The sequence below is a fragment of the Streptococcus sp. SR1 genome (assembly GCF_000526075.1).
Classification (GTDB): Bacteria; Bacillota; Bacilli; order Lactobacillales; family Streptococcaceae; genus Streptococcus; species Streptococcus halitosis.
In genome coordinates, this window is the sequence record NZ_JATR01000025.1 from 45,638 (window position 1) to 58,787 (window position 13,150).

A 13,150-nucleotide genomic window follows, 5' to 3' on the forward strand; every position below is an offset into this window, starting at 1 on the left:
CTTTTTTGTGATAAAATAAGAAAAAGTGTTGCAAGTATGAGGTCAACTATGAAACTAAAAACAAACATTCGCCACTTACATGGCAGTATCTGGGTTCCAGGTGACAAGTCTATTAGTCACCGTTCGATTATTTTCGGAAGTTTGGCTGAGGGAGAAACCAAGGTATATGATATTTTGCGTGGAGAGGATGTACTTTCAACCATGCAGATTTTTCGTGACCTTGGTGTTGAAATTGAGGATAAAGATGGGGTTATTACCATTCAAGGTGTTGGAATGGATGGCTTAAAAGCTCCGCAAAATGCTCTTGATATGGGTAATTCTGGTACCTCGATTCGCCTGATCTCAGGTGTCCTTGCTGGTGCAGACTTCGAAGTAGAAATGTTTGGAGATGATAGTCTTTCCAAACGTCCTATGGATCGTGTGACGATTCCATTGAAAAAAATGGGGGTTAGCATTTCAGGGCAAACAGAGCGAGACCTGCCTCCCCTTCATTTAAAAGGGACGAAAAACCTAAGACCTATTCAGTATGAGTTGCCAATCGCCTCTGCTCAAGTTAAGTCTGCCTTGATATTTGCAGCCTTGCAGGCTCAGGGGGAGTCCGTGATTATCGAGAAAGAATGTACTCGTAACCACACCGAAGATATGCTACAGCAATTTGGTGGCCATTTAAGTGTGGATGGCAAGAAAATCACAGTCCAAGGGCCGCAAAAATTGACAGGACAAAAAGTGGTTGTTCCAGGAGATATTTCCAGTGCAGCCTTTTGGCTAGTCGCAGGTTTGATCGTTCCAAATTCTCGTGTAGTGCTGCAGAATGTGGGCATCAACGAAACGCGTACTGGTATTATTGATGTCATTCGCGCCATGGGAGGAAAATTAGAAATAACTGAAATCGATCCAGTTGCTAAATCAGCAACCCTAACTGTCGAGTATTCTGACTTAAAAGGAACAGAGATTGGTGGATCCTTGATTCCCCGTTTGATTGATGAATTGCCTATTATTGCCCTTCTAGCGACCCAAGCCCAAGGTGTAACAGTTATTAAGGATGCTGAAGAACTCAAGGTCAAGGAAACTGACCGCATTCAGGTGGTGGCAGATGCCTTAAATAGCATGGGAGCGGACATCACTCCTACAGCAGACGGGATGATTATCAAAGGGAAATCAAGACTTCATGGCGCTAGAGTCAATACGTTTGGTGACCATCGAATCGGAATGATGACAGCCATCGCAGCCCTCTTGGTTGCGGATGGAGAAGTGGAACTTGACCGTGCTGAAGCCATCAATACCAGCTATCCTAGCTTCTTTGAGGATTTGGAGAGCTTGATTCATGGCTAAGGTATTACTCGGATTTATGGGGGCAGGCAAGTCGACAATCGCTAGAGGGTTGGCCCCAGACTACATTGATATGGATTCCTTAATCGAGGAACGTTTGGACATGTCCATTGCGGATTTCTTCGTTGAAAAAGGAGAAGTGGCCTTTCGTCAAGTAGAGTCAGAAGTCCTAGCTGACTTACTAAAAACGGATCACGTTGTGTCAACTGGAGGAGGGGTTGTCATTTCTCAGAAAAATCGCGACTTGCTTAAGACCAATCCTGATAACATCTACCTAAAAGCAGATTTTGAAACCCTCTACCAACGTATCGCAGCTGATAAGGACAATCAGCGCCCGCTTTTTCTTAACAAAAGTAAGGAAGAACTGGCAACTATTTTCCAAGAAAGACAAGCTTGGTATGAGGAAGTAGCCAGTCAAGTTCTTGATGTGACCAAGTTAAGCCCAAAGGAAATTATAGAGGAACTGAGATGAAAATTGCCTATCTAGGTCCCAAGGGATCTTTTTCGCATCATGTTGTGCAGACAGCCTTTCCCAAAGAGGAATTGCAGGCTTTTGCCAATATCACAGATGTTATCAAGGCCTATGAACAGGGCTTGGTGGACTATTCTGTGGTACCAGTTGAAAACTCCATTGAAGGTAGTGTCCATGAAAGTTTGGATTACCTTTTTCACCAGGCTCGCATCCAAGCAGTTGCAGAAATTGTTCAACCCATTCACCAGCAGCTGATGGCAGTTCCAGGTCAGTCAAAAATTGAAAAGATCTTTTCTCATCCTCAGGCTCTGGCTCAAGGAAAGAGGTTCATTGATGCACACTATCCAGATGCTAAAATAGAGGTAACCGCTAGTACTGCCTATGCAGCTCGATTTATTTCAGAACATCCAGACCAGCCATACGTAGCCATTGCACCAAGAAGTTCTGCCGAAGAATATGGCTTGGAATTAATTGCAGAGGATATTCAGGAGATGGAAGCCAATTTCACACGTTTTTGGGTGTTAGGGGCAGAGATACCGAAGATTCCTTTGAACTCGCAAGCTGAAAAAATGAGTTTGGCCTTGACCTTACCAGACAACCTACCTGGTGCTCTTTACAAGGCACTTTCGACCTTTGCTTGGAGGGGGATTGACTTAACAAAGATTGAAAGTCGCCCCCTTAAAACAGCCTTGGGAGAATACTTTTTCATTATCGATATAGACTATAGTGACAAAGAACTGGTTCATTTTGCCAGACAAGAACTAGAGGCCATTGGGATCCAGCACAAGATACTGGGAACCTACCCGATTTTTACCATAACTGATATAGAAAAGGAGAGTCAATGAGCAAAGAAAATCCTTTAAGTCATCACGAGCAGTTACGTTATGACTATCTCTTCAAAAATATTCATTACCTCAACGATCGTGAACGGAGGGAGTTTGATTATCTGCAACAAAAAATGACAGGTCCCAAGTCTGAAGTTCACCACTTCTCCCAAGAAGAAAAAGAAGAAACTTGGGGTAGAGATATTGATCTTCCGACTTATGGCAGTAGAAGTCGATCTAAGAGACGTGAAAAGGTAGCTCCTCTGCCTAAAGTCAAAAAGAAAAAAAGAAGAATTCGCTTCAAACGAATACTGACTTGGTTCTTGTTGTTGATTACATGTGTGGCTGCAGGGATGATTTTCATGTTTCTTCGAGGGTTCCAGTCAGCGGCCAATCCAACAAATAAGCCAGCTGACGCCAAGGCAGCTCAAGTAGAGGTCTTTAACGGTCAGGATACCAAAGACGGTGTGAATATCCTAGTCATGGGGACAGATGGCCGTATCGGTCAAAATAGTGCAGAAACCCGTACCGATACGATCATGGTACTAAATGTCAGCGGATCGGATAAAAAGATCAAGCTAGTCAGCTTTATGCGTGACAACTTAGTTTATATTGACGGATATAGTAAGATTGTAAATGGCCAGAAACAGAGGGATAATAAACTAAATGTTGCTTATGAACTTGGGGAACAAGAAGGGCAAAAAGGGGCAGAAATGGTCCGCAAGGTTCTAAAAGACAACTTTGACTTGGATATTAAGTACTATGCCCTAGTTGACTTTCAAGCCTTTGCAGCAGCTATTGATACCCTCTTCCCTGACGGAGTAACAATTGATGCTCAATTCTCAACATTGAATGGTCAACCTCTGACAGAAGCTACAGTTGGAGATGATCTGCATGCAACAGAGACTGAGTCACCAACCCAAACCATCAAAGTTGGAAAACAGCAGATGAATGGCTCCACCTTGCTGAACTATGCTCGCTTCCGTGATGATGATGAGGGAGACTACGGCCGTACCAAACGTCAGCAACAAGTCATGTCAGCTGTTCTTGAGCAGATCAAAGATCCAACCAAGCTCTTTACAGGATCAGAGGCACTTGGAAAAGTTTTTGGCATGACATCAACAAATCTACCATATAGCTTCTTGTTGACCAATGGATTATCTGTCCTAGAAGGTGCTCAAAATGGCATTGAAAGACTCACGGTACCCGAACTTGGTGACTGGGTAGATGCTTATGATGTCTATGGAGGGCAAGGACTTCTTGTCGATCAAAATAAATACCAAACCAAACTCGCTCAAATGGGAATGAGATAAGAGGCGATAAATGAAAATCAAAGTTTGATTCACTAGTGAAATGGTGGTCTGAGCTTTGGTTTTTCTTACTATCTGATAGATTTTTATAGCTTTTTTATGGTATAATAAAATGATATAACTCGTTATTGGACAGAAGAGGAGAGATATGAGTGATTTGAAAGCGATTCAGGCTCGTAGTCTGGAAATGGCTGAATATTTCGTCGCATTTTGTAAAGAACATGATTTGTTATGCTACCTCTGTGGTGGAGGAGCTATTGGCGCCCTTCGTAATAAGGGTTTCATTCCTTGGGATGATGACTTAGACTTTTTCATGCCACGTAAGGATTATGAAAAATTAGCAGAACTGTGGCCACGTTATGCAGATGAGCGTTATTTCTTGTCAAAGAGTCACAAGGATTTTGTAGACCGTAACCTTTTTATTACCATTCGTGACAAGGAAACCACATGTATCAAACCTTACCAGCAGGATTTGGATTTGCCCCACGGTTTGGCCTTGGATGTTTTGCCTTTAGATTATTATCCGAAAAATCCAGCTGAGCGTAAGAAACAGGTTCGTTGGGCCTTGATTTATTCACTCTTTTGCGCCCAAACTATCCCAGAAAAGCATGGTGCAGTCATGAAATGGGGAAGTCGCATCTTACTCGGTTTAACTCCAAAATCTCTACGCTATCGCATTTGGAAAAAAGCTGAAAAAGAAATGACCAAGTATAGTCTGGCTGAGAGCGATGGAATCACGGAATTATGCTCAGGTCCTGGCTACATGCGAAACAAATACCCAATCGCATCTTTTGAAGACAATCTTTTCTTGCCATTTGAAGGAACAGAGATGCCCATTCCAGTCGGTTATGATGCCTATCTCAGAACTGCTTTTGGGGACTATATGACACCACCACCAGCAGACAAGCAAGTACCGCATCATGATGCTGTCATAGCTGATATGGATAAGTCTTATACAGAATACAAGGGAGAATATGGAGCATGATGGGAGAAAAAATTAGCGTTATCGTTCCAGTCTACAATGTAGAAGCCTATCTGGAGCGATGTGTGGAGTCGATTCTTCAACAAACTTATGCCAATTTTGAACTAATTCTAATCAACGATGGTTCTGCCGATTCCAGCGGACAGATCTGTGATTACTTAGCATCTCAGTATGAGAATATCAAGGTTTATCATATCGAAAATGCTGGTGTTTCAAATGCTAGAAATATGGGAATTCAGCTAGCGACGGGTGCTTGGATCACCTTTATTGATAGCGATGATTTCGTTACCCAGGATTACTTAGCTACTTTAGCAAGTGCAGTTGAGGGGGAAAACATAGGCTTTGTAATTGCTCCTCTGCACCATATTAAAAACGGCATTGTAACAGACCTACCTCCACATTCTGGAAAAACAGAACTCTGGTCAACAGAAGAAACCATGAAGGAACTATTGATGACTACCAGAACGTCATTTTTTCCAGTCGCAAAACTGTTTAAGAGAGACCTGCTTGCGGATGAAAAGTTTAATACAAATTATCACCTAGCTGAAGATGCCTTATTTTTAACTGAATTGCTACTAAAGACAAGATGCAGTTGCGTATTTATTGACAAACCTGTTTATTATTATGATCATCGTGAGGGAAGTGCAACGACATCTGTTAATCGATATGTATTTGATACAATAGAAGTTTATAAGCAAATAATTGCTCAAGTTTCACAAGCCTTCCCTAATTTAAAATACGAATTAATAAATAGAGAATGTTGGTCGTACATTACAGTTTACGATAAAATTATCTTTACTTCACGTGAAGAGTATCAAAAGGAGAAAGCCGAGCTGAGGAATTGGATTGTTCAGCACCGACGCGAAATATGGAAGGATGCTTATTTCACTACTTTTCGCAAGGTAGCGATCCTATCACTTGTCATTTCTCCATGGCTATATAAGAAAATTGTTGGATTAAAAAACTAATATCATGAGAAGGAGTTGAAAATGAATTTTTCAAAAATGGATGAATACTTTGAAAAATCAAAACTATGGATTGCGTATCTATTTGTTTTCATTTCGATTTTAAGTATGAGTTCACTGGTTTATAAGATAGCAAATCCCCTCTATAAGGGATTGTCAGCGATTGTAGTGCTTTATATTTGCTATACTTTATTGTTTAAGTGGAAAGAAATCACAGTAGATCGTAAATTTCTATCCTTATTTGGACTCTTAGCTGGAAGCCATCTGCTATCTGCTATTTTCAATCGCTCGGGACATTTGATTGGAAATGTGATTGAAATACTTTTTATGGTAACCTATGTTTTATTATTTACCATGTTACAATCGGGTCAACTCAAAAAATTATTTGACTGGATTGCCTATACGGTTCAAATTGTATCTTTTTCTTCAGCAATTTTTGCGTTTGGTTTATTGCTAAGTAGAGTCCTTATCCTATTTAAGATTGGCGAGCAATCTTATTATTATGGTGTCATGAATGGACGTCTGTGGGGGATTGTCAATCCTAATGCTAGTGCGATATTTTCATACATTAGCATTATTTTGGCTATGTATTTGATCCATAAAGGAAGTAAATATTCTGTTTATCTTAAACTGAACAATGTGATTCAATTAGTTTACTTCGCTACGATGCAAAGTCGAGGAGCCTTACTTTCTTTACTTCTCATGATTGGACTCTATAGTTTCTTTGCTACTAGAGGAAGTATCGTTAAACGATTCCTCACTTTTATAGTTGCTGGTTTGCTGATTACTGCAACTAATATAGGATTAAGCTATGTAACTTCAATCTACATTTCATCTGAAACTGCGACTGTCTTAGATTTAAACAAAGGACAATCCTATGCTGAAACAGATTCGTCTGTCACTAAGAAGAACGGTGAGCTCCATCTGATTGAAACAACACCAAGTGGTAGAACCTATATCTGGAAAAATGCCATCAAGATGGGAAGTACGAAACCAATTTTTGGTTATGGTGTACGAAATGTTCCAGATTACTACACAGAATATTTCAGTAAATTTGAGATTCAAAACTCTCTTATCGGTGGGAATTTCCATAACATTTTTGTGACCATATTTGTCAGTTCGGGAGTTCTAGGCTTAGCATTCTTCCTTCTTGTACTGGCTTATGTCATCAAGCGCTTTTTAACTTATTTGATTGTTTCCAAGAAAAATACTGATAAATTGATCATGATTCTTTTCTTCGGTATCTTGCTTGGTCAATTATTTGAAAGTCAGATTATGTATTCAACCAACTTTATTAATATCATCTTCTGGCTAGCGATTGGCTATGGACTTGTAGTCTGCAAACAGGATGAAGGAATTCGGTATCAAGAAGTAACAGATGTCAGTGAAATTCAACAGATGGAACTTGGAATCATGGAGTATATTCATGATGTTTGTCAGAAAATTGGGGTTAAGTATTTCTTGGCATATGGAAGTCTAATTGGTGCTGTTCGCCATCAAGGATTTATCCCTTGGGATGATGACATGGATATCTGCATGTTACGAGAAGATTATGAAAAGTTACAAGACTACCTTATCGCTAACCCTGATGAACGTTACGAGGTCATGTCTTATAAAAATAATCTCAACTATGTCTATCCCTTCATGAAAGTGCAGGATAACCATACCTACTTGTTGGAAGAAGATGTTCGCATCGATTCAAATATGGGGATATATGTAGATATTTTCCCTGTAGATGGCTACGAGGATGACGTAGAATTTAAAAACAAGATGACGAAACTGATAAAGAAACGTCAATTGAGTTGCTACACCTTTAAAGGAATTACTAATACGAAAAGTGTACTGAATTCACTGCTACGCTATGTGTCAGTTATTATTTTCTATTTTACCAATACGAACAAATACGTTGCCCAGATTGAAGAGCTTGCAAAATCCCGTAAAGTCTCAGATTATGAGCAAGTAGATTATCTTATCTACAAAGATATGAACAAACCAGTGTGGAGACGTGAATGGCTGGAACAAGCTACTACTGGAACATTTGAAGGTAAGGAATTTACCATTCCGAAAAAATATCATGAAATTTTGACCTCAGACTACGGAGACTATATGCAATTGCCACCGGTTGAACAAAGAGTATCTCATCATGATTTTAAATTGTGGAAGATTATTAAAAGGTCTAAATGACGAGATTGAAATTAAGAAACGTTTAAAAATATAGTCAAATTTAGGAGAATAAAACCTATGTCTGAAAGAACTTTAACTCTTGAAGAAATCAAACAAGTAGAATTGGATATTTTAAAGTATCTACATGAGCTTTGTGAACAACATCAAATCAAATACTTTATTGATTTTGGAACCTTACTAGGAGCTGTACGCCATAAAGGATTCATCCCTTGGGATGATGATACAGATATTTCCTTAGCGCGTGATGAATTTGAAAAACTGTATAAGGTTTTACAAAATGAAAATCATCCCTACTATAAATTGATTTCATTCAGAGAAACAAAGGGATATCCATACAGTTATATGAGAGTCTATGATGTAAGGACACGTCGAGATGCTAACCTCGTAGACCCAACGGTCGTATTGGGAACTTGCGTTGACATTTTTCCATATGATGGTGTTGTAACACAGGAAAGTGACCGTAAGAAAATGAAACTCTACAAATATTTCGTTCGACTTTCTTCTTTGAATTTTAAAGGGATCAAGTCTGAGAATGGTGGACTTAAAAACCTCCCTCGTTATATGGGATCAGCTATTTTCCGCTTAACTTCCCCTCAGCTATGGAATCAAAAATTAGAGAGTCTTGCTTTGAGGTATAGTGTGGATCAAGCAACAGATCTTACTTGTACTATCTATGATCCTTATTATCCAGATGGTATAAAAAAAGAATGGCTCTATGATTTGATTGATATACCTTATGAAAACATTGTGGTCAAGGTTCCGAGAAAATACCATGAAATACTTGTCTACGAATTTGGAGAAAACTATATGACTCCACCCCCTATTGAGCAACAAGTTCCAGGAGGGGATAAAAACTACTGGATTGATTAGATTAGTAAAAGTTGCTTATTGTTTAAGATAAAGGAGTGTTCAAGGTGAAAAATAAATGGTTATTAAAATCAGTTAGATATAGTGTTCTCGCATTCTTTCTATTACTGATTCAGTTATCGCAAGGAGTAGATGCAGATACTATCTCTGCAGGTTCGGGCAATCGTATCCATTTCATAAATACTAAAGCAAAATCTGGAAGTGATGCCATCCTTCTGGAAAGTAATGGTCATTATGCTTTGATTGATATGGGAGAAGACTATGATTTCCCTGATGGGAGTGACCCACGCTATCCAAGCCGCTGGGGAATTTCCATGAGAAATAATCAAGTATTGGAAGATCGCTTGATTCGCCACCTGGATCAAATAGGTGTAAAAAAATTAGATTTTATTCTAGGAACTCATGTCCATAGTGATCATATCGGCGGAGCAGATGAGATACTTAATCGTTATCAAGTTGATAAGTTTTATCTGAAAAAATATTCAGATGATCGGATCACCTCACACTGGGGACTTTGGGATAATCTTTTTAATTATGATAATGCTTTGAGAGCGGCTCAAAAACGAGGGGTTACTCTTATTCAGAATATTACAGATGAGGATAGTCACTTTAAATTAGGTGATATGGATATCCAACTCTATAACTATAAGAATGAATATGATGCTGATGGGAATCTGAAAAGAGTTCGAGATGATAACTCCAACTCCATTGTTTCAGTGGTGACTGTGGCAGGAAAGAGAATCTATCTTGGTGGAGATTTGGATAATGCCGAGGGAGCAGAAGATAAGTTAGGTCCAGTTATCGGCAAGGTTGATATGATGAAATGGAACCACCATTATGATGCGACAATTTCAAATACGATTAATTTCCTTGAAAACTTATCACCAAAAATGGTTATTCAGACAACTGGTGGAGATATTAATGTTGCTTCAACCAGAGAATACCTTCAGAAGAAAAATATTCAGGTTCTTCATGCTGCTAGCCAAACTCAAGATGCTACCGTTTTTGATATTAGCGATAAAGGATTTGCTAATGTTTCAAATACCTTCCCTGATATCCCTGTAGTTGACGAAAAATGGTATCAAGAAGATGGTTATTGGAAATATCGTTTGACTGACGGAGAAATGGCTATCGGCTGGAGAGAGATTGGCGGAGCCACTTATTTCTTTAACGGAAAAGGACAAATGCAAGCAGGTCGCTGGCTTCATCTTAACGACGACTGGGGAGAAAATGCCAAAGGGAATGATTACTATCTGAACCAAAATGGTAAAATGCAAACTGGTGGTTGGTTCAAACTAGATGACTCTTGGTATTATATCCAATCAAATGGTGCTAGACGATTTAGCGAGCTCTCTGAAATTGGAGGGAAAAAGTATCTCTTTGCGGCAGATGGGAAGATGCTAACAGGACATCAAGTCTATAATGGCAAGAAGATGTTCTTTAGCGAAAGTGGTGCACTCCAAGCAGCAGGTAAGCCTTCAACTTGGCAAAAGATTGATTCAGATTGGTATTTCTATGATGAGGATGGGCTAAAGACTGTCGGTAAAAAGAATATTAATGGAAGCACGTACTACTTTAATCAAGAAGGTGTCATGCAAACTGGCTGGACCTTTGTTGATGGTCACTGGAATTATTTTGCAAGTTCTGGAGCTATGAAAACTGGCTGGGTCAAGGATCAGGAAACATGGTATTATCTGGATAAAGATGGCATCATGTTAACTGGCAGACAAGATATCAATGGTGTTCGTTACTATTTGAATGCTAGTGGTGCCATGCAAACAGGCTGGGCCTTTGTTGATGGTCACTGGAACTATTTTGCAAGTTCTGGAGTTATGAAAACTGGTTGGTTGAAAGATAATGAATCATGGTATTATTTGGATCCAGAAACAGGCATCATGGCTGTAGGCTCTAAAGAAATTGACGGTAAGAACTATTTCTTCAAATCCTCAGGCATCATGCAAGTTGGATGGCAGTGGTCAAATGATTCTTGGCATTATTACGCTACGTCTGGCGCAGTCCAAACTGGTTGGTTGAAAGATGGTGATGCTTGGTACTATCTTGAAGGAAAAGAAGGCATTATGCTGGTCGGCCTTCATCAAGTAGATGGTAAGCAATATTACTTTAGCAGATCTGGAGCCATGCAAACAGGCTGGAAATGGTCTGATAATCATTACCGTTACTTTGAATCAAACGGTGCCATGAAAACTGGTTGGATAAAAGACAAAGGCGTTTGGTATTATCTAAATCCTGAAGATGGTATCATGTTGGTTGGTCTTCATAAAGTAAATGGTGATCATTATTACTTTGATGAATCAGGAGCTATGCAAACAGGTTGGAAACAGCTTGATGGTAATTGGTACTATTTCCAAGCTGATGGTTCTTTATTGAAGAACGCAACAACACCTGATGGTTACAAAGTAAACGAAGAAGGAATCTGGAAACAGGCTGTTGCTGCTGTAAATAGCGAGGCAGTTAAGCCAGAACAGAAACAAGAAGCTAATTCCTCTATTGTTGAACAACCTAAACAAGATTCAAACCTAGAAGCCAACGCTTCTGAAAAGAAAGAAAAAGAATAAAGAAGAAATCCCCTACTGGCAACTAATTTATCAGTAGGGGATTTTTTAATTTCGTTTTAATTTAGCAAGTACAAGATTCAGTGCATAGTGGAGTGTTTTGTCTTTGGTGATAAAGAGGGTCAAGAGATAATAGATACCACAAGTTGCTACGGTAGAAAGAACCATGAGAATCATATTGAAGTTTACTGTGTAGGAATTGATTTGGAAAATCATCTTGAAAATATAGAAGATTGGGATAAAACCAAGGGATATGAGGCTATAACGTGTTAAGGTTATAAAAATTTCTTTTAAACTAATCAGTTGGTGTTTCTTGATAAAATGAATTTCAAGTAAAACAACGATAGTTTCTGCGATAATGGTCGTAGCGATGTAATACTCAGGTGCAAAAATATTATTGAAATACAAGATGCTATTTAATAGTATATTGGCACCACCACCAAGGAAGTAGAAGGCAGTTAAGCGATTTTCATGGTCGTTGATAAAGATAATCTGTTTACCAAGAATCAATTCAATAGCCCAAATGATGGTACGAAAAGCGAAGACGCTAGTTACGATACCCGCTTCAAGATATTTTTCAGAAGAATAAATAACAGTTGCGTACCGTCCCAATATCATAATCCCAATACTAGTTGGAACCATAAGGAAATAGAATAAGGATGCCGCTTGATTAACGAGATAATTGTAGGACTTGTAATCCTTTTTACCGAGATAGTAGCCAAGGCGCGGAATACTGACGTTGATAGCTCCACTCAAGACACTGGCAATCAGCATGACGATACTATAGGCAATTGTATAATAGGAAATATAGTTTTCATCCGGTCCCTTGGTGATAAACATTCTATCTAGCAAGGTATAAAGCATATTAGCGTTTGCTAAGAGAAGCATAGTGAAGAGCGGTTTAGAAGCTTTAGCTAATTCGACGAATCCAATTTTAACAAAAGAAACTTCTCTCTTAATCCAAAGAAAACTAAGCAGGTAGTTGAGGATAGTGGTCGCTGTCATAACGATAGCATAAGGAACGATATCATCTGCCGTTTTAACGAAGGCGAAGATAGCGACCAGCATGGTAATTCGAATAATTAACGTTTTGTAGAGGATGAAGGCATAGTTTTCATAAGCCTCGTTCATCCATTCGATATTGAGAAATTGGAAGAGTGCTTGGGCCCCTAGGATGTAGTAGAGGACTTTCAGATTCTCAATGCTGGTGTCAAAGAAGATAATGAGGAAGTAGATACCAGTGGTCAGGAGAGAGGTAAAAACCGAGATATAAAACAACTTAGAAAAGACGTAGTTGATTTTATTCTTGTCATCCTTGACCTTACTGATAGCTCGAATCCCGTAGTTGTATATCCCAAAGGCAGCTAGTGGAATAACAAAGCTAGCCCAGGTATTGGCCGTATTGAAATAACCGTAATTGGATTTGCTGAGAATCCGCGTCAGATAAGGGTTGGTTATCAGTGGAAAAACGATATTGAGAATATTGACCAGCAAGCTGGCCAAGGCATTTACTTTTATATTTTTCATTGAACTTTCTTTCTTAAATCTAAAATCATATCTAGTATTATATCACATTCTCGCTTCATTCTTTTGATAAAATCGTAAAAATCTAGTATAATAGATAGACTGAAAGTATGAGGTTAC

The 13,150-nt window shown here is 39.0% G+C and carries 10 protein-coding genes; 9 read left to right on the forward strand and 1 reads right to left on the reverse strand.

Going from position 1 to position 13,150, the window contains the following annotated elements:
* The first annotated feature begins 48 nt into the window (after positions 1-48).
* From aroA to HMPREF1518_RS08965, 9 genes are all read left to right on the forward strand, one after another.
* Positions 49-1,332 carry a 3-phosphoshikimate 1-carboxyvinyltransferase gene (gene aroA, locus HMPREF1518_RS08925; RefSeq protein WP_033585644.1) on the forward strand — a complete coding sequence of 428 codons (1,284 nt, stop codon included), beginning with the start codon at positions 49-51 and terminating at the stop codon, positions 1,330-1,332.
* The gene (locus HMPREF1518_RS08930; RefSeq protein ID WP_001151347.1) at positions 1,325-1,801 is read left to right on the forward strand and encodes a shikimate kinase; all 477 of its coding nucleotides are present in this window, start codon (positions 1,325-1,327) and stop codon (positions 1,799-1,801) included. Before aroA ends, HMPREF1518_RS08930 begins: the two co-directional genes overlap by 8 nt.
* Positions 1,798-2,646 (forward strand): prephenate dehydratase, encoded by an 849-nt coding sequence (pheA, locus tag HMPREF1518_RS08935; RefSeq protein WP_033585646.1) that lies wholly within the window; start codon positions 1,798-1,800, stop codon positions 2,644-2,646. The genes HMPREF1518_RS08930 and pheA overlap by 4 nt, the downstream gene beginning before the upstream one ends.
* Positions 2,643-3,938 (forward strand): LCP family protein, encoded by a 1,296-nt coding sequence (locus HMPREF1518_RS08940; RefSeq protein ID WP_033585650.1) that lies wholly within the window; start codon positions 2,643-2,645, stop codon positions 3,936-3,938. The genes pheA and HMPREF1518_RS08940 overlap by 4 nt, the downstream gene beginning before the upstream one ends.
* A 145-nt stretch (positions 3,939-4,083) precedes the next feature.
* A complete protein-coding gene (locus HMPREF1518_RS08945) occupies positions 4,084-4,920 on the forward strand; it encodes a LicD family protein (RefSeq protein WP_009730304.1) in 837 nt (278 codons plus the stop codon).
* Positions 4,917-5,885, forward strand: a complete 969-nt coding sequence (locus HMPREF1518_RS08950; RefSeq protein ID WP_033585653.1) for a glycosyltransferase family 2 protein — start codon at positions 4,917-4,919, stop codon at positions 5,883-5,885. The genes HMPREF1518_RS08945 and HMPREF1518_RS08950 overlap by 4 nt, the downstream gene beginning before the upstream one ends.
* A gap of 21 nt (positions 5,886-5,906) precedes the next feature.
* A complete protein-coding gene (locus tag HMPREF1518_RS08955) occupies positions 5,907-8,066 on the forward strand; it encodes a LicD family protein (RefSeq protein ID WP_033585654.1) in 2,160 nt (719 codons plus the stop codon).
* Positions 8,067-8,123: 57 nt separating this feature from the next.
* A complete protein-coding gene (locus HMPREF1518_RS08960; protein WP_033585656.1) occupies positions 8,124-8,936 on the forward strand; it encodes a LicD family protein in 813 nt (270 codons plus the stop codon).
* A gap of 44 nt (positions 8,937-8,980) precedes the next feature.
* A complete protein-coding gene (locus HMPREF1518_RS08965; RefSeq protein WP_033585658.1) occupies positions 8,981-11,509 on the forward strand; it encodes an MBL fold metallo-hydrolase in 2,529 nt (842 codons plus the stop codon).
* 45 nt (positions 11,510-11,554) lie between these two features.
* Here the strand turns inward: HMPREF1518_RS08965 and HMPREF1518_RS08970 are convergent, their stop codons facing one another.
* Positions 11,555-13,033 (reverse strand): oligosaccharide flippase family protein, encoded by a 1,479-nt coding sequence (locus tag HMPREF1518_RS08970; RefSeq protein ID WP_000789709.1) that lies wholly within the window; start codon positions 13,031-13,033, stop codon positions 11,555-11,557.
* Between the last annotated feature and the right edge of the window lie 117 nt (positions 13,034-13,150).

Bases quoted from the DNA above. Each gene is read 5' to 3' on its own strand.
- aroA (WP_033585644.1), top strand. From the start codon at position 49: ATGAAACTAAAAACAAACATTCGCCACTTACATGGCAGTATCTGGGTT.
- HMPREF1518_RS08930 (WP_001151347.1), top strand. From the start codon at position 1,325: ATGGCTAAGGTATTACTCGGATTTATGGGGGCAGGCAAGTCGACAATC.
- pheA (WP_033585646.1), top strand. From the start codon at position 1,798: ATGAAAATTGCCTATCTAGGTCCCAAGGGATCTTTTTCGCATCATGTT.
- HMPREF1518_RS08940 (WP_033585650.1), top strand. From the start codon at position 2,643: ATGAGCAAAGAAAATCCTTTAAGTCATCACGAGCAGTTACGTTATGAC.
- HMPREF1518_RS08945 (WP_009730304.1), top strand. From the start codon at position 4,084: ATGAGTGATTTGAAAGCGATTCAGGCTCGTAGTCTGGAAATGGCTGAA.
- HMPREF1518_RS08950 (WP_033585653.1), top strand. From the start codon at position 4,917: ATGATGGGAGAAAAAATTAGCGTTATCGTTCCAGTCTACAATGTAGAA.
- HMPREF1518_RS08955 (WP_033585654.1), top strand. From the start codon at position 5,907: ATGAATTTTTCAAAAATGGATGAATACTTTGAAAAATCAAAACTATGG.
- HMPREF1518_RS08960 (WP_033585656.1), top strand. From the start codon at position 8,124: ATGTCTGAAAGAACTTTAACTCTTGAAGAAATCAAACAAGTAGAATTG.
- HMPREF1518_RS08970 (WP_000789709.1), bottom strand. From the start codon at position 13,033: ATGAAAAATATAAAAGTAAATGCCTTGGCCAGCTTGCTGGTCAATATT.